Origin of the sequence: Octadecabacter temperatus (assembly GCF_001187845.1) — a bacterium.
Classification (GTDB): domain Bacteria; phylum Pseudomonadota; class Alphaproteobacteria; order Rhodobacterales; family Rhodobacteraceae; genus Octadecabacter; species Octadecabacter temperatus.
Map to the genome: position 1 here is coordinate 2,264,367 of NZ_CP012160.1, position 18,275 is coordinate 2,282,641.

The window sequence follows — 18,275 nt, forward strand, 5'->3', positions numbered from 1 at the left end:
AAGGTAGCACTCCTAACTATCCATCTTCAACGCAGAAATAAACGCTTCTTGCGGAATATCCACTTTCCCAAACTGGCGCATCTTCTTCTTACCCGCTTTCTGCTTATCCAGCAGTTTACGTTTTCTTGACGCATCGCCGCCATAACACTTGGCAGTGACGTCTTTGCGCATGGCGGACAGGGTTTCGCGGGCGATGACTTTGCCGCCGATGGCCGCTTGGATCGGGATTTTGAACATGTGACGCGGGATCAGGTCTTTTAGCTTTTCAACCATCGCACGGCCACGGGTCTCGGCGCGGTCGCGGTGCACCATCATGGACAGCGCGTCCACGGGTTCGTCGTTCACCAGCACCGACATCTTCACCAGATTGTCCTCGCGGTAGTCTTTCAGCGAATAGTCGAACGACGCATAGCCCTTGGTCACGGATTTCAGGCGGTCGTAGAAATCAAATACCACCTCGTTGAGCGGCAGGTCATAAACCGCCATCGCGCGGCTGCCCGCATAGGTCAGGTCTTCCTGAATGCCGCGGCGGTCTTGGCACAATTTCAGCACCTCACCGAGGTATTCATCCGGCACCAAAATCGTCGCCTTAATCCGCGGCTCCTCAATGTGGTCCACATGGGTCATGTCGGGCATGTCGGCGGGGTTGTGCAAATCGAACGACGTGCCGTCGCGCATGTGAACGTGGTAAATCACAGACGGCGCGGTGGTGATCAGGTCAATGTCATACTCGCGCTCAATCCGGTCGCGGATCACTTCGAGGTGGAGCAACCCAAGGAAACCACAGCGAAAGCCAAAGCCAAGCGCGGCAGAGGATTCCATCTCAAAGCTAAACGAGGCATCATTCAACGCCAGCTTATCAATCGCTTCACGCAAGTCTTCGAACAGGGCGCTGTCCACAGGGAACAAGCCACAGAAAACAACAGGTTGCGCAGGCTGGAAGCCCGGCAGCGGTTCAACTTCTTCGCGCTGATGGGTGATCGTGTCGCCCACCCGCGTATCGCGCACCTGTTTGATTGAGGCCGTCAGAAAGCCGATTTCGCCCGGCCCAAGCTCATCCACGGGGGTCATTTCTGGGCGGAACACGCCGATGCGATCAACGTGGTGAATGGTGTCGTTGGACAGGAATTTAACCTTCTCGCCCTTCTTCAGCTTACCATCAATAATGCGCACCAAAACGATCACGCCGAGGTAGCTGTCATACCATGAATCCACCAGCATCGCCTTCAGCGGCGCATCCACGTCGCCCGTTGGGGCAGGCAGGTGCTGCACGATGGCCTCAAGCGTTTCATTAATGCCTTCACCGGTTTTGGCGGACACCGCGATGGCACCAGATGCATCAATACCGATCACGTCCTCAACCTGCTCCGCGACGCGGGACACATCACTTGCTGGAAGGTCGATCTTATTGAAAACAGGAACGATTTCATGGTCCGCATCGATGGCATGATAGACATTCGCCAGCGTCTGCGCCTCAACCCCTTGGGTGGAATCCACCACCAAAAGCGAACCTTCGACCGCACGCATAGACCGCGAAACCTCATAGGCGAAATCCACGTGACCAGGGGTGTCGATCAGGTTCAACACATAGGCTTCACCGTTTTGCGCCGTGTAATCAATGCGCACCGTGTTGGCCTTGATGGTAATCCCGCGCTCACGCTCGATATCCATACTATCAAGCATCTGCGCCTTCATATCGCGTTCCGCCACGGTATTCGTGGACTGGATCAAGCGATCAGCAAGCGTGGATTTACCATGGTCAATGTGCGCCACGATGGAGAAATTGCGGATGTGAGAAAGTGCTATCATACCGTGGATATGTAGGGGTTTGACGGATTTGTCGAGGGGGGAAAGCCCGCTTCTTAGATGAAGCTCGCCGCCTTCAATTCGTCCGTCACACCAAGAACAAGCTTCTCAAGGTCCGCCACAAAATTCTTAGCAGATCTGAAACGGCGGACATCATGTACCTGACGGATCAATCTGATCGCTTTCGGTCCCTCACGATACCCGTCGAACAGTTTTTCTGGATCGGACCTTAAAGCTTCGAGAGTTGCATGGCGTTCGTTGCCTTTACCCTTCCAAGACATGACAAAATTTGTTTTCGCAGGCTCGAATTCACTTGTCTGCTTTAACAACCAAGTAGTTGTTGCTTTCGCGCCCTTATCTGCGGGAGGAGGGATATCTACAGTGACGGTTGTTTTTCGATCTTGTAATTCACACAGCACCTCAATCGCGAGCTTACTGTTTTTGAACAGATAACTCGCCGACAGCTCATACGTTTCAGCTAACCGCTTTCGATCATATGATAGAACGGCGTCGAACTCTGCCCGCCCTCCCAACTCATGACGAAGGTCAACAACGGTCGATGCGTGATGGGCCAATTTTGAGCGCAAGTCACGTCGCTCCTGGTGCCAACCGTGAACGATCTCGGTTATGCCAGGCGTTTTTGCACTGAACCCAACTCCAACACCAGACGACTGAACAAATTCGCTCCATTCCTTAGGCATTTGGTCAAAAGTCACAACGCCACTGTCCTTATCCCAAAAGAACCCTGCAGCGTCCTCGAGGACGTTTCTTGCCAAGTCTGACAGTTCAGGTGCTTTTACGAAGCGATCGATCATCGCTCTCAATTCAGCCCAAGCAAAATGACAAATAACCCGCTTGCGGCGTTTATTGGCCGCAACGTGGTAGGGTAACTCGGACGCTGTTCTAGCAAATTCGTTGGAAATTGAAATTACGCAGTCGACATCGAGCAATGATGCCAGATGCGTATAGTCTTGGATTTGCTCTGGCCTAATTTCACTTTTACCAGCCTTGGCTTCAATAAATGCTGTCCAAACAGATGAACCACGCTTGCATGTCACAAGCCCATCAGGGCGGTGATCGGGTATTTTTGAAGATGGAAATGAAACCTCCATGAAGCTTTCATATGTGCAGGTCTTGCCTGAGCCGTATCCACATTCGGCGAGGAATTCAGCGCGCAACTCTGGGATCAGTTCCAAAAGTCGCATAAAGACCGAGAGCAGCGTTCGCTCAGGTTTCTTATTTTTGTCCATCAAAGTAGGTTTCGGGCTTTTTGGTCTCAACTCTTCGATGCACTTCACACGCTATCTCCCTATTACATGCCAACGGTGCTCTACCCTACTGCGAAAATCAACCAAGTTTTGCAATCAAAAGGGGAGTTCAAAAATTGCCCGCGCCCGAACCGAGGTGTGGGCGAGAAGCGCCCTCCCCGTGGGGGAGGTGCGGGCGCTGCCAAAACTACGTTTTGGCAAGGAAGAAGGGGAGCGGCGAACGCTCCCCTTTGTTATTAGACCTGTGGTTCGGCAGGCGCGCTCATCGCCTTATAAACCTGCGCCACATCCGCTTGGGTGAACCCAAGTTTTGCGCCGGCTTCGACTGCGAATTTCAGCTCGCTTTCGTCCAGTTTGCCGTCCGCAGCCGTGACCATCACCAACAGGCGCAGGGCTTGGTGCTTTTCTTCGCCAGTGCCAGACGCCAAGAAGCCTTTGATCTCTGGCGCTTCCATATCGACGTCTGTGTTGTCCACGATTTCGCGAAGCTGCGGCACGGTGAGGCGCAGGTTGTAGATCTCTTTCACAGCGCGGGTGATCGCAGTCAACTCAGCGTCGTCCGCCGTTCCGTCGGACAACGCCGCCTGCAGCAAAAACGCCAGCGGGCCTTGCACATTGGTCGGAATGCCTGCCGTCAGTTCAGCCCGTTTGGCGTTGCGGATTTTAGTCTGACGCATACCCCACAGGCCAAGCAAAACCAGCGGCACCAAGGCAATCAACAGCGTGAAGCCCCAAAAGACGCGGCTGAAATTCAAAGGCACTTCGGGGGAAGAAATGGCGGTCAGTTCACCGGATGCGATATCCTTAAGGATGTCCTCTTCAGGATAGAGAAACAGGCTGTCCGTGTCGCAGCGGTTGTCAGCAACGGCGTAGGAATAGTTGCTCCAAACGGCGATCCACATGAGGTGATAGCGCTTGCGCAAAACGCAAAGGGACATTTCGTTTCCCGCGTTGTCCGTCCACTCGGTTTCGCTGTGGAAGAACATTTTCTCGTCCGTGCCATAGACGAATGCCTCAGATTTTTGCGGTATGACCGAGACGAAGAATACGGCGGCGATGAAGGACAATAATTTCATTAATCTACTTTACGTTGATGTTTCGTTAATTTTACTCGCCTGTACCTGACGTAAGGTTACTGATTAATCAATCGTGATATCGCCCCCCTTCCCCAATCCTATCCGTTGCGGCATACTGTGTTCAGCAGTTTGAGGCACCAACGGGGAAGACCCCGCAATAAGTTGGGCCCGTTAGTGAGGCGATATGAAGAATTTTGTTATTTTATCAGCACTGGTCGCGTTGACCGCTTGTTCGGGCGGCAATCGAAGCAATTCAGGATCAACACGCGGCGCAACCGGCGACATTAGCCGCGCGTGTTTGGCGGCCGACCGGTCTGCCGCAAACCCAAGCTTATGTGGCTGCGTGCAACGCGTCGCCAATTCCGAATTATCGAGCCGCGATCGCGCACGCGTTGCGACGTTTATGGCCGATCCGGAAATCGCGAATGAAACTAAGATCAGCAACAGCAACGCAAATGATGCGTTCTGGGACCGCTACCGCGCGTTTATTTCATCGGCGCGCTCTCAGTGCGGTTAAGCTAAACGCATGTATGACTAGATGAACGGGCGCCCATTTTTTTACGGGCGCCCGTTTTCGTTTTAGTTGTCGGCGCTGTGATCCATGTCGGAATGATCCATGTCCGAGTGATCCACATCACCGCTCATCGCGCCATGCTCTTCACGAGTTTGATCAACCGGGATTTCAACAACAACTTCACCTGCGTGTTCAAAAACAAAGGTGATTGTCACGATATCATCCTGCTCAAACGGTGTGTTCAGGCCCATGAACATCACGTGCGCAGCGCCGCGTTGCATAGTGATTTCACCACCCGCTGGAAGGACAAAACCCTCTTCAACATAGGTCATCCGCATGACGCCCTCAGCATCCTCAATGTGTGTGTGCAGCTCAACCCGCGCGGACGCATCTGACATGACGCTAAGAAGGTGGTCATCCCCATCGCCGTGGTTGTGGATGGTCATAAAGGCCGCGCCCGCCATCGCATTGGAAGACCGCGCGTATTGGTCGTGAACCTCGATTTCAGCGAATGCTGGCATAGCAAAAGACAGTGCTGCGACAGCACCCATAAGTGTAGTTTTGAGGGACATAATCCGCTCCTGTTTTGAAAGTCTGAATGTTGGAAAAGTGAAAGTAAGTCTTCAGACGGTCAAAGGCGGGCCGCGCGCTTGCGTGCGTGTGGGGACAACTGGGATTTGCAACGCCGTAACAGGCGTATGCGCCAGTGTTTGAATGTGGATAGCTGCGCTTTCAGCAGCAATCGGGGCGTCCGCAAAGGCCATCAACGTCAATGCGCAGTCAGGACAGATATGGACAGGTCCCATCGGTTCGCCCTGCGCGTCGAGTGTGACGGTCATGACCCCTTGGCCCGTACACAGGATCACCTGACCAGACGCATCCCGCGCCATCCCACGCGCCATCGCCATCTGCTGTGATGTCACAGCGATGAGCAAAGCAAGCGTGAGGGTTAAGATACGGGTCATGGAGGAAGACCTAGCAGGGGCGTCCGGTTGGGAAAAGTGCTGAAAGGTCGCAGTGTCGCGCTACTGATCCAACTCCGTGAAGGTCAAGCGGTCGTGCTTGGCGGGGTCAATTGCGCGCCCTTGCCAAGCGATCTGGCAGTCCTGATCAGTCGCATCGTTGAAGGTGCAATCGACACTCCAACCAATCGCATAACCTGCATGGTAGGTGTTCATAGTCGAACAGATATAATCCTGCGTCGTGATGTCGCAAACATCGTCATAACAGATGCGCACAACAGGAGCGGAGTTGTCGGGCAAACTCCCGTCCGTAAAATTTGCGCAGCCCGCAAAAGCAGAACCGGACATGCAGGCAAAAATAATTGCGATCGAGTATTTCATTATTAGGAGTCCTTAGTGCTTTTATTCACCCTAGGGTTGAACAGAAAAGAATGGCAGAACTGTGACTCTCAAAACGAAAAAAGCCCGAACGCGATGTTCAAGCCTTAGCACGCAATGAAAAGTATCCAATAGTCGCAATTGGTGGACTACCGCGGACAAAAGGAACGTTTAAATCAGCGTAGTTCAGTAAATGCGTGCGTGTGACGATGCAGAACGTGGCCTGTCGTTGTCGGTGCGTGGCGTAATTGTTCCAACTGACGTGGCCCAAGCTTGTGTTTGAAGATAACACCGCACTGGTCGTCATCCGCCCATCGAACCGTGCCAGCAAGGTTACCCGCCGAACAGCAAAGCGTTACCTCATCCCCCACTTCCAGCCCTTGCACATCAAAAACACCTGCCCCTGACGATGCGATATTCGTCAGATGCCCCTTTTGCACCTGTCCGGCGCATTTAAGCTCGATGGGGAAAATGGTGGGATATCTATGTGCTCGATAACTCATGGTGGGTCTCCTTGTCTGACAACAAGTGACCCTAACTCTTGAACAAAAGGTTATCGCGCGAATGCGGTGTTCTTTGTTCACCCACCGTTCACCATGAACCTTGAGTGGGAAACGAAAAAAGCCCGAACGCGATGTTCGGGCCTTTCAATCTGTCTGGTCGAGAGACTTAAGCTTCGGCTGCTGCCTTAGCGATGTCTTTCTTAACCTTCAACGCGGCTGGTGACAGCTCAGCGTCTTTGGATTTCGCGAAGAACGCATCCAAACCACCACGGTGGTCAACAGTGCGAAGCGCAGCGTTGGAGATGCGGAACTTAAATGTGCGGCCCAAAGATTCGGACATCAAAGAGACGTCCTGCAAGTTTGGCAAGAAACGGCGACGCGTACGGTTTTTCGCGTGGCTCACGTTGTTACCCGTCATAGGGCCTTTTCCGGTCAGTTCGCAACGGCGAGACATAGCGTTTTCCTTGTTCATCAAAGGCCAGCAGCGTAGCGCGCGACCCTTTTTATCATAGCGTTGAAGCCCCGCACGCGGCATGGGCTGAATTCATTGAGCGGGAATTAGGTGGATTCCTTTGCCCCGTCAAGTGCCAAGGCACCCATCAGAGCGCTATTCACATCTTTTCGCCGTTACGTTGCGGATGAATTTACCGCGCAGTCGGAAAAAGCTGTGAAATCAGGTCTTCAGCGGCTTGGGCTGGGCGAATTTTGCCAGACGCCACGTCCTGCTCCAACGCCGCAAGTTGGGTTTTAACCGCATCGTCCGAGGTAAGCCGCGACAAAAGCCCAGCGCGGACCTCTTCTTGGAACCAAAACCGCGCCTGATCCCTACGCCGCGCATCCCAAACGCCCTCTTCTTTGCGCCAATCGACCAGCGCTTTCATCTCATCCCATGCCGCTGTGATTCCGTCTTCTTGCAGGGCAGAAACCGCGACCGCTTTGGGGAAGTCGTCAGGGTCTTGCGGGCGCTTGCGCATCAAGCGCAACGCGCCGGCATAATCCGCACAGGTCCGCGTCGCTTGTGCTTTCAAATCCCCATCGGCTTTATTCACAAGAATAATGTCGCAGGTTTCCATGATCCCACGCTTCACGCCCTGCAACTCATCCCCGCCCGCAGGCGCTAGCAACAGCAGGAACAGATCAGACATCTCCGCGACTGCCGTTTCGGATTGCCCAACGCCAACTGTCTCAATCAACACCACATCGAAATCAGCCGCTTCACACAGCGCAATCGCCTCGCGGGTGCGCCGCGCCACGCCGCCTAGTTGGGACTGACTAGGGGACGGACGGATGAACGCATTCGGGTCGCGCGATAACAAATCCATGCGGGTTTTATCGCCAAGGATAGATCCGCCAGAACGGGTTGAGCTAGGGTCCACAGCTAAAACTGCCACACGAAGCCCCAGCCCGGTCAGCATTTTGCCAAAAGATTCGATGAACGTAGATTTTCCTACACCCGGCGTACCGGACAGCCCGATGCGCAACGCTTGGCGGTCCGTTCCGACGGCCCCGAGCAGTTCTGCCGCCAAAACACGATCCGACGCACGCGTGCTTTCCACAAGTGTAATAGCTCTGGCCAATGCGCGGCGCTCGCCTGCGCGGATTTTCTCAGCTGTCGTCGCAATATCCATAGGCGCTTTATGGGATCACCAACGCCTCACGTCCAGATCAGGGTGTTGTGTTTAATCATATTTGCCAAGATGTAGGACATATGAACGACGCACTCCCCATTGATGACGTAATGCCCGAGCTGATTGCGGCTGTGCGGGCGCGCGGCTGCGCCGTCCTGCAAGCGCCCCCCGGTGCGGGCAAAACCACACGTGTTCCGCTGGCTTTGCTGGATGCGGGCATCGTTCAAGGCAAAATCGTCATGCTGGAACCGCGCCGTTTGGCTGCCCGCGCCGCAGCAGAACGTTTGGCGCAGCAATTGGGTGAAACGGCTGGGGAAACCGTTGGCTACCGCATGCGCGGCGAAACCAAAGTGTCCGGTGCCACCAAGATCGAGGTTGTTACTGAGGGCATCCTGACCCGCATGATCCAATCTGATCCTGAACTGTCGGGCATCGGCGCAGTGATCTTCGATGAGTTCCACGAACGCTCCCTAAACGCCGACCTCGGCTTGGCCCTCACGCTAGAGGTCCGCGAGGCACTGCGTCCTGACTTGGTACTCATGGTCATGTCCGCCACTTTGGACGCAGGCCCTGTCGCTGAATTGGTTAACGCCCCCGTCGTGACGTCCCAAGGACGCGCTTTTGCGGTTGAACCGCGCTGGCTGGACCGCCCCTTGCGCAAAGACGTGCGCTTTGACCAAGCTGCAGCGGACCTCGTCGCACAAGCCGTCACTGAGACCCAAGGCGGCGTGCTCGTCTTCCTCCCCGGAGAGGGCGAAATCCGCCGCGTCCAAGCTCGCCTCGACGGTCGCCTCCCAAGCGATTGCTCCATTCGCCCCCTTTTTGGCGCCCTACCCTTCGCGCAGCAACGCGCGGCGATTGCTTCCGTCTCATCGGGCCGCAAAGTCGTCCTCGCAACCTCTATCGCGGAAACATCCCTCACGATTGAGGACATCCGCGTAGTCGTGGATTGCGGAAAATCGCGTCGCGCACGCTTTGACCCAGGCTCTGGCATGTCGCGTCTCATCACCGAACGCGTCACCCGCGCCGAAGCCACCCAACGCGCTGGCCGCGCAGGGCGCGTGGCTGAAGGTGTCGCCTACAAACTTTGGTCAAAAGGCGAAGACGGCGCTCTCGCCGCGTTCCCGCCCGCCGAAATTGAAGCTGCAGATCTTACGGGCCTCGCAGTGGAATTGGCCGTTTGGGGGGGCGATGGCTTGCCGTTCTTAACGCCCCCACCAGAACACGCCCTAAGCGAAGCACGCGTGTTGCTAACCGCACTCGGCGCGTTGAAAGATGGTCGCATTACCACGCACGGACGTGCACTGGCGAAACTGCCGCTCCACCCGCGTCTTGCGCATATGTTGGTCACGGGGGGCAAAGCCGCCGCCCCCCTCGCTGCCCTGCTATCCGAGCGCGACATCCTGCAAGGCGCTCCAAGCGATTTATCCCTACGTATCAAAGCGCTGTCCGGAGAAATCGGTGCACACCAAATCCACAAAGGTGCCCTCGCCCGCGTCAAACAAGAGGCCAAACGGTTGGCAAAACTCGCACCCAACGCGCCCGAACAGCCCTCCGAAATCTACGCCGCAATGGCCTACCCCGACCGCATCGCCCTGCGCCGTGCAGGTGACGAACCACGCTACGTTCTGTCCGGCGGTAATGGCGCGCACATGGACAGCGCCGACCCTCTCGCAGGGCAGCGCTTGCTTGTTGTGACCGACACAGACGGCAACCCAAGAGAAGCCAAAATCCGCGCCGCCCTCACCATTTCGGAAGCCGACATGCGCGATGTGGCAGGCACAACGATCACCACCGTCAACAGCTGCGCTTGGTCCAAACGCGACGGTAAGGTTCTGGCACGCACCCAAGAACGCCTTGGCGCGATCAAATTGTCAGACACCGCATGGAAAAATGCGCCAGCAGATGAAATCGCCCACGCCATGCTCGACGGTGTGCGCATGCTTGGCTTTAAGTTCACAGCAGCCGCCGAACGCTTTCGCGCCCGCGTCGCACTGGTTCGCGCAGTAGATCCCAGCCTCCCCGACATGTCAGACACCGCACTGATGGAAACCCTCAACGACTGGCTTCTCCCCTACCTCAACGGCACACACTCCACGGCGCAATGGAAAGCCCACGACACGCTCCAAGCATTGCGCGCGATCTTAACGTGGGACCAAATGCAACGCGTCGACAGCCAAGCACCGGCCCAATTCACCACGCCTTTGGGTCGCCATACTCCGATTGGTTACAGTGGCGATGCCCCCGAAATCACGCTGCGCATTCAAGAAATGTTCGGCACCACACAGCATCCAACTGTCGCAGGCCGCCCACTGCGCGTGACGTTCCTATCGCCGGGGCAAAAACCAATCCAAACCACGATGGATGTCCCCGGCTTTTGGGCCACATCCTACGTGGACGTGCGCAAAGACATGCGCGGCCGCTACCCACGCCACCCTTGGCCCGAAGACCCAACACAAGCGGACCCGACCCTACGCGCAAAACCGCGTAAATAGGCCAACTTCATTTTGTCTTTGTCTCAAAAATATCCCGGGGGAGTCTGAAGGACGGGGGCTGGCCCCCTCTTCCTTTCCTTCGCTTAAGGTTCAAATTTTCAAAGAAAATTTGCGCCCCGCCCGCTGCAAGCGCTGATCGCTAGATCACTCCAACTTCAATCAGTCCCACCAAGGCCCGTGTTGGTCGCGACGCCCGTCAATCCGCACAAACCCGTGGTGCCCAAAGAAGTCGCGCTGCGCTTGGATCACATCCGCAGTGCCGCGCTTTGTGCGCATCGTATCGAGGAAACCAAGCGCCGAAGCGAGCGCAGGAACCGCATGACCACCCGCAACCGCAGCGCCAACAACGCGGCGCAACGCTGGCAAACCCTCAGAAATCAGCTTTGCAAACGTTTCAGAGAAAATAAGCTGGCCCTCAGGAAGATCGCCGCGAAATGCTGCGGCAATGTCGCCAAGCAAAGACGAACGGATGATACATCCCGCGCGCCAAACTTCTGCGACGCGGGCATAATCGATCGACCAATCATACTCAGCCGATGCCGCATCCAAAATCCGGAACCCCTGCGCATAAGACACGATACGCCCCACAAGCAACGCAGCCTCAAGATCAGCTTCGTCCAGCTCCAAGTCGCCCCGCGGCGCATCAAATATTGCACTGCCCGCAGCCCGCGCTTCGCCCTCAGACGACCACGCCCGTGCGGCGACCGCAGCCTCAATGACATTGGCGGATTGTCCCAAACGCACAGCTTCAATGGCCGTCCAACGACCTGTGCCTTTTTGACCCGCCGCATCAACAATAACGTCGACTGCTGGCCCGCCAGTTTCCGTATCGCTGGCCTGTAAGACCTTCGCGGTGATCTCAACCAGATAGCTTTCCAACACACCTTTGTTCCAACGCTCAAAGACCTCGCCGACTTCGGATGGTGACTGCCCCTGCCCGTTGCGCATCAAGCCATAGGTTTCCGCGATCAACTGCATGTCTGCGTATTCGATACCGTTGTGCACCGTTTTAACGAAATGCCCTGCGCCGTCGGGGCCAAAATGGTCCGCGCAGGGGCTTCCTTCAAATTTGGCGGCAATGCCCTCAATCACGTCCCGAATTCCGCTCCACGCGGCGGGTGAACCCCCAACCATCATCGCTGGCCCGTGCCGTGCACCATCTTCACCGCCAGAAACACCCATACCGATATAGGTAAATCCTTGGGCCTCTACTTCGGCTGTCCTGCGGCGGGTTACGTGAAAATCCGCGTTACCGGCGTCGATAATCGTGTCGCCTTTGGCCAGATGTGGCAGCAGCTTTTCAATGGTTTCATCGACCGGCGCGCCTGACGGGATCATCAGAATAATCGCACGCGGCGGCGCCATCGCGGCAACCATCTTTGCCAAGTCGTCCGCGCCGTGCAGATTTTCTGCCAGCCCTGCGTCCTCGGCTTCCTTAACGAATTCGCCAACCACCTCGGTCTCAAGGTTGGTCACATGCAACGAAAACCCTTTTTCGAGAATGTTGAGCGACAAAGCGCTGCCCATAGTTCCAAGCCCAAACAGGCCAAGCGTCGCGGATTCGGTCATCGGGATCCCTCAATTGTATCCGCTACGAGTATGCTGCAAGCGCGGGGGCTTCAACCTCACGCTTGCCAACAATGTCGCAACTCACCGACGAAGGGGGAATTATTTCCCCAAGCAGAACCGCATGACGGCCTTTTGCGCATGCATCCGGTTTTCTGCTTCGTCCCAAATAACCGAGTTCGGGCCGTCCATAACTTCTGAGGTCGCCTCGTCATCGCGATGCGCTGGCAGGCAGTGCATGAACAATGCGTCGTCCTTCGCTTTGGACATCAGGTTTTTATTGACTTGATAGCCTCGCAGCTGGTTGTGGCGGCGTTCACGTGCAGATTGAGGGTCATGCATGGACACCCATGTGTCGGTTACAACCAAATCAGCACCTTGAACGGCCTCGTTTGGGTCGCGCACAGTTGTGTATAGCCCGTCTAGCGCGGCCTCGGGTTGCAGTGTTTCGGGTCCGGTGAACACCAGATCAAAATCGAACTGTTTTGCGGCATGGGCGAAAGACGCGAACACGTTGTTACCGTCGCCTGACCAGACGACTTTCTTGCCCTTGATCGGGCCGTTGTGTTCTTCAAACGTCATGATGTCAGCCATGATCTGACACGGGTGTGTGCGGTCCGTCAGCCCGTTGATCACAGGCACAGACGCGTATTCGGCCATCTCCAATAGGGTTTGTTCTTCGAATGTACGGATCATGATCAAGTCAACATAGCGGCTCAGAACGCGGGCCGTATCAGCAATCGTTTCACCGTGGCCAAGCTGCATGTCTTTGCCAGACAATACCATCGTTTCACCACCCATCTGGCGCACGCCCACGTCAAACGAAATACGTGTCCGCGTGGACGGTTTTTCAAAGATCAGGGCTACCATGTGATTGGCAAGTGAAAGGTCCGCATCTGGCGTCCCCTTTGGCTGGCCTGCGCGCGCGGCCTTCATGGTAGCGGCGTTGTCGATGATCCCGCGCAGGTCGGCGGGAGATGTTTTGTTGATGTCGAGAAAATGGGTCATTGTTCTATCGCTTGTAATTGGCTGCGGAATTGGGGGCTAGCCTCCAATCCCACAGGATATTTGGGAAACAAAAGCAGGATTAAGAAAGAGTTAAGCGCCCGCTGTGATGTGTGTGGCTGCTTTCTCAAGGCGGGATATGGCCTCGTCTATCTCTGCATCTGTGATGTTGAGCGGGGGAAGCAGACGGATGACGTTGTCTGCTGCGGGAACGGTCAGAAGCTCTTGTGCGTAGTTGGCAGTAACGATGTCCATGTTCACCGCCTTGCATTTGAGGCCCAGCATTAAGCCGGTGCCGCGCACGTCTTCGAATACGTCAGGATGTGACGCCACCAACCCCTCTAGTTTTTGACGAAACAGGCCTGCTTTGCGGCTTACATCCGCGATGAACGCGGGCTCTGCCACGATATCCATCACCTTGCAGCCAACGGCGCAGGCCAATGGATTGCCGCCATAGGTCGATCCGTGGGTTCCGGCTGTCATGCCCATCGCTGCGGTTTCAGTGGCCAGAACAGCGCCAAGTGGAAAGCCACCGCCGATGCCCTTGGCGACCATCATAATATCAGGCGTGATGCCAGCCCATTCATGGGCGAACAGTTTACCGGTACGCGCCACGCCGCATTGGACCTCATCCAAAATCATCAGCAGCCCGTGTTCGTCACAAAGATCGCGCAGCCCCTTAAGGCAGGCATCAGGCAAAGGTCGAATACCGCCTTCGCCCTGCACAGGCTCAACCATGATCGCACCAACCGTCGGTGATTTCGCAGCCTCAGTCAGGGCGTCGTGATCGCCAAATGGCAGATGCACAAAACCGGGAAGCAATGGGCCGAAACCTTTCGTCATCTTTTCGGAACCCGCAGCAGCGATTCCCGCACTAGAGCGACCATGGAAAGACCCGTCAAAGGTGATGATGTCCGTCCGTTCAGGCGCGCCATTCTCAAAATGATACTTACGCGCCATTTTCACAGCCATTTCGCAGGCCTCAGTACCCGAGTTCGTGAAAAACACGGTGTCGGCAAAGGTCGTCTCAACCAGCATGTCCGCCAGCTTTTGCTGTGGCCCGATGTGATACAGGTTAGAGGTGTGCCAAAGTTTACCTGCCTGCGTCGTCAGCGCCTCAACCAACTCAGGGTGCGCGTGACCAAGCACATTCACTGCTATGCCCGCACCAAGATCCAAGAAACGTCGGCCATCTGCCTCAACCAGCCAAGAGCCTTCGCCGCTGACGAAATTCAGCGGAGCACGGTTGTAAGTGGGCAGTACAGACAGGATCATCGTGATCTTCCTTATAAGAAAGGCCCATAGGTGTTGGAACGCGGGCCAGGTGTCAATAATGTTGGGGTGTTAGATGAGTTTTTCGACAGAACGTGTCAGAGATGCCAATAGGCGCGATCAATAGATCAGCGTCGGCGTCGCAATTCATTTCGTGTCAAATTCATCATCATGGGGCTGTCTTACGCTGGGTCGGCGCGGTTTTGCAAGCATTATGCGTCAAACGGTTAGGCCGTGCGCAAACAAGCACGAACCCACTTTGCGGCAGAACGATAATGCGACGCACCTGCTGCCTCTGCCCAGCGCCCTGTGGTCCACGCGTTGTTGGCGCCTTTCATTGGCCCGCCGTAAAGCTGGGTGTCCGACTTGCCACCAATGAATTGCATCAAATCGAATTGCCCCTGTTCGAGTTGAAGCCTTGCTTCTTCCCAGCCCAATTCAGCCTGATCAAGGCGCAGCTTGGCATTGTACGTTTTTAGGTCATTCCATTTGTAACCTTTGGCCGGAAAGAAAACCTCCCGTCCGTCTTGCCCGTCGCGATACCAACCTAAAAATAGGGTGATCCAATGGGCACGGTGGGCGATCACGTCCTTGATCGAGGTATCGTCTTCGCGTTTACGCATCGCGTCACTCTCGGGGATATCCACGATCAACGCTTGAAGCTTGATAAACTCCTTTTGGGTGACGGCTTGAAGGTCGATCTTTGTGGTGGCAGCTGGCATGGCTTTCTCCTTTTCCCCGATCCTAACCACTGGACGAACGACGCGCCTTGATCTGGCACAAGCGCCGTGAAACACGCATGTTATGGTACAAACACCGCAGCCCACGCCGCGCCCGCAAAACCCATCAGCCGCCGTTGCGTTGATGGTGTTGGCGACTGTGTTCATTGCAGGCACGACCCTTTGCGCGAAAGCTTTGGGCACAGATACGCTCGGGACAAGCCTCCACCCGCTGCAAATCAGCCAAGGGCGTTTTGTTTTCGCGTTCTTCGGTTTGCTCAGCGTGGCCGCAGTCCTGCGCCCGAAGATCAGCAACCCCAATCTACGCCTGCATATCTCGCGCACCATTTGCGGCGCGACGGGGGTAACGCTGATGTTTGCGGCTGTGGCCTTTATTCCCCTATCAGACGCCACCGCGATCAGTTTCCTCAACCCCGTCTTCGGGATGCTGCTGGCTATTCCATTCTTAGGCGAAAAGGTCGGCCCGTGGCGCTGGGCGGCCGCCGCGATTGCCTTTGTTGGCGCCTTGATCCTGCTGCGCCCCGGACCGGACACGTTTCAAGTGGCGGCAATGCTCGCACTTGGTGCTGCCTTTACGATGGGGCTTGAGCTGATCTTCATTAAGAAACTTGCAGACCGTGAGCCGCCCCTGCAAATCCTGTTGATCAACAACGCGCTCGGTTGTGTGCTGATGAGCATCGCAGCCGCCGCCTATTGGGCACCCCCGACATTGGCACAATGGGGCGCGCTCGCCGCCTTGGGCCTCATGATGGCTTCCGCACAAACCTGCTTCATCAACGCAATGGCGCGCGCAGATGCATCATACGTGACGCCGTTCAGCTACCTGACACTGATCTTCGCAAGCCTTTATGACTGGGCAATCTTCAAATCCGTCCCAGATTGGATCAGCGTATTAGGGGCCTGCATCATCGTCTCAGGGGCGGCGCTTCTCGCATGGCGCGAAGGCGTGAACCGAAGCCGATTTCGGCGTGTTCCAACCAGCCTTGGCGGTCGGGTCTAATACGGTCACAAAATCGCCAATTGAGAGAGCTATGTAGAGCCAATGGAAAAGATTTATCGCTATCGTTCAAACGGACGCAGCCCAATGGTTTGGGCCATGCTTGCGTTCGCGCTCTTTATTACTTGGGGACTTGAAGCCAGTAATGATCCTCCGCTGTTGGGGCGAGTCCTTGTTTGGGGGATGCTGGGCTTGGCGATGTGGAGCCTGATCTACAATCCAAAACACGGAATAGACCTCTCAGATTCCGAGCTTACGATCATCTCGATGGGAAAGCCGCGCACAATTAAGCTTGCGGACATTGACCATTTGTCTGTGAGAGATAGCGGTGGTGATTTGGGCTTTAGGTTCCGCCTTCATATGAAGCAATCCAAGCCCATTGAATTGAGCTTTGCGGCCTTACCATCTGCGCGCAAATTAGGTGCTGAACTTGAAGCACGCGGTGTAACGGTCGACATCAAAACGATTTTTGGGATTTAGGCTTTCATCCGATAGCCAGTCCGCAGCCAGTTCCACACGATCGCCAGCACAATCGCAGACCAAAGCGCTACAACGCATAGGCCGAGCCAAGGATTGCTGTCGCTTACGCCGATGGTACCAAACCGCACGCCGTCGATGATGTAGAAAAACGGGTTCCAGTGGCACAGCGTTTGCAGGAATGGTGGCAGTGCTTCGATAGAATAAAACGTCCCCGACAAGAACGCCAATGGCGTAACAAGAAAGTTCGAAATCGCGGAAAGTTGGTCGAACTTGTTGGCGAACACTGCCGCCACCATGCCCAGCGCCCCCATCAAGATCGACCCCAGCACCACAAACACCAACGCCCACGGCGGATGGATCATTGGCATGCCGATCAGCCACATCGCGCCAGCGGTTATCACCACCGCCACGATCATCCCGCGCGCAACAGCCCCCGCGATATAGCCGACGAGCAACTCAAGCGCAGACAGTGGCGGCATGAGGGTGTCCACGATATTGCCACCTACCTTGGCCGACGCAATCGAGCTGGACGTGTTGGCAAATGCGTTCTGGATCACGGTCATCGTCATGATACCTGGCGCCAAGAACACCATAAACGGCACACCCATAACGTCACCACGTGTCGGGCCAATGGCTATCGTGAAAATCAGCAGGAACAATCCGGCGTTGACCAGCGGCCCCATAATCGTTTGCGACCAAACATTCATAAATCGCAAAACTTCACGCCGCGCCAACGTCCAAGTCCCCAGCCAGTTCACGGCGCCAAAACGTCTAACACCCATGTCGGTCTTGCTACTGTGCATCGCTGATTCCTTTTTCGCTCACGGGTGGTTGTATCCGCCGCTGGGGTGCTTAGAATAGGGGATCAAAGATTTCTCAACCCCATAACCGCCAATTCGGTTGTTTGGGGCCCATGCCAAACCTCTGGCCAGATAAGTGGAACGAATATGTCTTGGACCGACGAACGCGTCGATGTGTTGAAAAAGATGTGGGGCGAGGGTCAATCCGCCAGCCAGATCGCAAAAGAACTCGGCGGCGTGACCCGCAATGCCGTGATCGGCAAAGTGCACCGTTTGGGGCTCAGCAACCGCGCCGGTTCCGGTGGCGGCAAAGCTGCAGCGCCAAAAGCAGATACCAAACCCAAGGCACCCGCCAAGCCCAAGGCCGCGCCCAAAAAGGCCGCGAGCACCGCTGTTGCGGAAATTCAGGAGCCGAAGACAGAATCTGCGTCCCCTGCCCCGCAGCCCAAAGTGCCACACGCGCGCCGTCAGATCATTCCAGCTGGGCAGCCTCTGCCGCCACAGCCGTCCGCCAACGAGATCAGCCCTGAAGTCTTGGCCAAGGTCAACGAAGTTGAAAAGACCGCCAAGAAGATCACGCTGATGGAATTGACGGAAAAAACATGCAAATGGCCTGTTGGTGACCCTGCAACAGAACAGTTCTGGTTCTGTGGTCTGGCCGTGCAGCAAGGCAAACCATATTGCGAAGCACACGTGAGCGTTGCCTTCCAGCCAATGTCCTCACGCCGCGACCGACGCCGCTAAACGGCACTCCATTTAGAAAAAGCCCGCCGTTATCGGCGGGC

The 18,275-nt window shown here is 55.8% G+C and carries 19 protein-coding genes; 5 read left to right on the forward strand and 14 right to left on the reverse strand.

Features of this window, described 5'->3' with window-relative positions; all coding sequences use genetic code 11:
• Positions 1–12 precede the first annotated feature (12 nt).
• The 3 genes from lepA to OSB_RS11405 form a co-directional block, all read right to left on the reverse strand.
• On the reverse strand, positions 13–1,809 hold the full coding sequence (gene lepA, locus OSB_RS11395; RefSeq protein ID WP_049835119.1) for a translation elongation factor 4: 1,797 nt from the start codon (positions 1,807–1,809) through the stop codon (positions 13–15).
• 53 nt (positions 1,810–1,862) lie between these two features.
• Complete coding sequence (locus OSB_RS11400; protein WP_143831259.1) at positions 1,863–3,104, reverse strand: hypothetical protein; 1,242 nt, start codon at positions 3,102–3,104, stop codon at positions 1,863–1,865.
• Positions 3,105–3,310: 206 nt separating this feature from the next.
• The gene (locus OSB_RS11405) at positions 3,311–4,150 is read right to left on the reverse strand and encodes a TerB family tellurite resistance protein (protein WP_049835121.1); all 840 of its coding nucleotides are present in this window, start codon (positions 4,148–4,150) and stop codon (positions 3,311–3,313) included.
• Between the two features lie 184 nt (positions 4,151–4,334).
• On the opposite strand from OSB_RS11405, the gene OSB_RS11410 reads away from it, so the two are divergent.
• Positions 4,335–4,667 carry a hypothetical protein gene (locus OSB_RS11410; RefSeq protein ID WP_049835122.1) on the forward strand — a complete coding sequence of 111 codons (333 nt, stop codon included), beginning with the start codon at positions 4,335–4,337 and terminating at the stop codon, positions 4,665–4,667.
• A 62-nt stretch (positions 4,668–4,729) separates the two neighbouring features.
• On the opposite strand, the gene OSB_RS11415 is transcribed toward OSB_RS11410, so the two are convergent.
• From OSB_RS11415 to meaB, 6 genes are all read right to left on the reverse strand, one after another.
• A complete protein-coding gene (locus OSB_RS11415) occupies positions 4,730–5,236 on the reverse strand; it encodes a copper chaperone PCu(A)C (protein ID WP_049835123.1) in 507 nt (168 codons plus the stop codon).
• A 51-nt stretch (positions 5,237–5,287) separates the two neighbouring features.
• Entirely contained in the window at positions 5,288–5,629 is a 342-nt protein-coding gene (locus OSB_RS11420; protein ID WP_049835124.1) for a hypothetical protein, read from the reverse strand.
• Between the two features lie 60 nt (positions 5,630–5,689).
• Positions 5,690–6,007 carry a hypothetical protein gene (locus tag OSB_RS11425; RefSeq protein WP_049835125.1) on the reverse strand — a complete coding sequence of 106 codons (318 nt, stop codon included), beginning with the start codon at positions 6,005–6,007 and terminating at the stop codon, positions 5,690–5,692.
• A 173-nt stretch (positions 6,008–6,180) separates the two neighbouring features.
• Entirely contained in the window at positions 6,181–6,507 is a 327-nt protein-coding gene (locus OSB_RS11430) for a PilZ domain-containing protein (RefSeq protein WP_049835126.1), read from the reverse strand.
• Between the two features lie 166 nt (positions 6,508–6,673).
• Positions 6,674–6,961, reverse strand: a complete 288-nt coding sequence (gene rpmB, locus OSB_RS11435) for a 50S ribosomal protein L28 (protein WP_049836138.1) — start codon at positions 6,959–6,961, stop codon at positions 6,674–6,676.
• A gap of 190 nt (positions 6,962–7,151) precedes the next feature.
• Positions 7,152–8,135, reverse strand: a complete 984-nt coding sequence (gene meaB, locus OSB_RS11440) for a methylmalonyl Co-A mutase-associated GTPase MeaB (RefSeq protein ID WP_049835127.1) — start codon at positions 8,133–8,135, stop codon at positions 7,152–7,154.
• A gap of 80 nt (positions 8,136–8,215) precedes the next feature.
• On the opposite strand from meaB, the gene hrpB reads away from it, so the two are divergent.
• Complete coding sequence (hrpB, locus tag OSB_RS11445) at positions 8,216–10,630, forward strand: ATP-dependent helicase HrpB (RefSeq protein ID WP_049835128.1); 2,415 nt, start codon at positions 8,216–8,218, stop codon at positions 10,628–10,630.
• Positions 10,631–10,789: 159 nt separating this feature from the next.
• Here the strand turns inward: hrpB and gndA are convergent, their stop codons facing one another.
• The 4 genes from gndA to OSB_RS11465 all read right to left on the reverse strand — a co-directional run bounded on the left by gndA (position 10,790) and on the right by OSB_RS11465 (position 15,195).
• The gene (gndA, locus tag OSB_RS11450) at positions 10,790–12,199 is read right to left on the reverse strand and encodes an NADP-dependent phosphogluconate dehydrogenase (RefSeq protein WP_049835129.1); all 1,410 of its coding nucleotides are present in this window, start codon (positions 12,197–12,199) and stop codon (positions 10,790–10,792) included.
• A 99-nt stretch (positions 12,200–12,298) separates the two neighbouring features.
• A complete protein-coding gene (gene argF / locus OSB_RS11455) occupies positions 12,299–13,204 on the reverse strand; it encodes an ornithine carbamoyltransferase (RefSeq protein ID WP_049835130.1) in 906 nt (301 codons plus the stop codon).
• Positions 13,205–13,294: 90 nt separating this feature from the next.
• Complete coding sequence (locus OSB_RS11460) at positions 13,295–14,476, reverse strand: aspartate aminotransferase family protein (protein WP_049835131.1); 1,182 nt, start codon at positions 14,474–14,476, stop codon at positions 13,295–13,297.
• A 224-nt stretch (positions 14,477–14,700) separates the two neighbouring features.
• Positions 14,701–15,195 (reverse strand): ClbS/DfsB family four-helix bundle protein, encoded by a 495-nt coding sequence (locus tag OSB_RS11465; RefSeq protein ID WP_049835132.1) that lies wholly within the window; start codon positions 15,193–15,195, stop codon positions 14,701–14,703.
• Positions 15,196–15,277: 82 nt separating this feature from the next.
• Here OSB_RS11465 and OSB_RS11470 point away from each other — a divergent pair, with 82 nt between their 5' ends.
• Together OSB_RS11470 and OSB_RS11475 are read left to right on the forward strand one after the other, a co-directional pair.
• Positions 15,278–16,213 carry a DMT family transporter gene (locus tag OSB_RS11470; protein WP_049835133.1) on the forward strand — a complete coding sequence of 312 codons (936 nt, stop codon included), beginning with the start codon at positions 15,278–15,280 and terminating at the stop codon, positions 16,211–16,213.
• 42 nt (positions 16,214–16,255) lie between these two features.
• Entirely contained in the window at positions 16,256–16,690 is a 435-nt protein-coding gene (locus tag OSB_RS11475; protein ID WP_049835134.1) for a hypothetical protein, read from the forward strand.
• Here OSB_RS11475 and OSB_RS11480 read toward each other — a convergent pair.
• Positions 16,687–17,493, reverse strand: coding sequence for an ABC transporter permease (locus tag OSB_RS11480; RefSeq protein ID WP_082166459.1), 807 nt, complete (start codon positions 17,491–17,493; stop codon positions 16,687–16,689). The two genes, OSB_RS11475 and OSB_RS11480, sit on opposite strands and share 4 nt — an antisense overlap.
• 144 nt (positions 17,494–17,637) lie before the next feature.
• Between OSB_RS11480 and OSB_RS11485 the strand changes: the two genes are divergently transcribed.
• Positions 17,638–18,234, forward strand: coding sequence for a GcrA family cell cycle regulator (locus OSB_RS11485; RefSeq protein ID WP_049835135.1), 597 nt, complete (start codon positions 17,638–17,640; stop codon positions 18,232–18,234).
• Positions 18,235–18,275: the final 41 nt, after the last annotated feature.

Excerpts from the sequence above, each read along its gene's own strand:
- lepA (WP_049835119.1), bottom strand. The coding sequence starts at position 1,809 with ATGATAGCACTTTCTCACATCCGCAATTTCTCCATCGTGGCGCACATT.
- OSB_RS11405 (WP_049835121.1), bottom strand. The coding sequence starts at position 4,150 with ATGAAATTATTGTCCTTCATCGCCGCCGTATTCTTCGTCTCGGTCATA.
- OSB_RS11410 (WP_049835122.1), top strand. The coding sequence starts at position 4,335 with ATGAAGAATTTTGTTATTTTATCAGCACTGGTCGCGTTGACCGCTTGT.
- OSB_RS11415 (WP_049835123.1), bottom strand. The coding sequence starts at position 5,236 with ATGTCCCTCAAAACTACACTTATGGGTGCTGTCGCAGCACTGTCTTTT.
- OSB_RS11420 (WP_049835124.1), bottom strand. The coding sequence starts at position 5,629 with ATGACCCGTATCTTAACCCTCACGCTTGCTTTGCTCATCGCTGTGACA.
- OSB_RS11425 (WP_049835125.1), bottom strand. The coding sequence starts at position 6,007 with ATGAAATACTCGATCGCAATTATTTTTGCCTGCATGTCCGGTTCTGCT.
- OSB_RS11430 (WP_049835126.1), bottom strand. The coding sequence starts at position 6,507 with ATGAGTTATCGAGCACATAGATATCCCACCATTTTCCCCATCGAGCTT.
- rpmB (WP_049836138.1), bottom strand. The coding sequence starts at position 6,961 with ATGTCTCGCCGTTGCGAACTGACCGGAAAAGGCCCTATGACGGGTAAC.
- meaB (WP_049835127.1), bottom strand. The coding sequence starts at position 8,135 with ATGGATATTGCGACGACAGCTGAGAAAATCCGCGCAGGCGAGCGCCGC.
- hrpB (WP_049835128.1), top strand. The coding sequence starts at position 8,216 with ATGAACGACGCACTCCCCATTGATGACGTAATGCCCGAGCTGATTGCG.
- gndA (WP_049835129.1), bottom strand. The coding sequence starts at position 12,199 with ATGACCGAATCCGCGACGCTTGGCCTGTTTGGGCTTGGAACTATGGGC.
- argF (WP_049835130.1), bottom strand. The coding sequence starts at position 13,204 with ATGACCCATTTTCTCGACATCAACAAAACATCTCCCGCCGACCTGCGC.
- OSB_RS11460 (WP_049835131.1), bottom strand. The coding sequence starts at position 14,476 with ATGATCCTGTCTGTACTGCCCACTTACAACCGTGCTCCGCTGAATTTC.
- OSB_RS11465 (WP_049835132.1), bottom strand. The coding sequence starts at position 15,195 with ATGCCAGCTGCCACCACAAAGATCGACCTTCAAGCCGTCACCCAAAAG.
- OSB_RS11470 (WP_049835133.1), top strand. The coding sequence starts at position 15,278 with ATGGTACAAACACCGCAGCCCACGCCGCGCCCGCAAAACCCATCAGCC.
- OSB_RS11475 (WP_049835134.1), top strand. The coding sequence starts at position 16,256 with ATGGAAAAGATTTATCGCTATCGTTCAAACGGACGCAGCCCAATGGTT.
- OSB_RS11480 (WP_082166459.1), bottom strand. The coding sequence starts at position 17,493 with ATGCACAGTAGCAAGACCGACATGGGTGTTAGACGTTTTGGCGCCGTG.
- OSB_RS11485 (WP_049835135.1), top strand. The coding sequence starts at position 17,638 with ATGTCTTGGACCGACGAACGCGTCGATGTGTTGAAAAAGATGTGGGGC.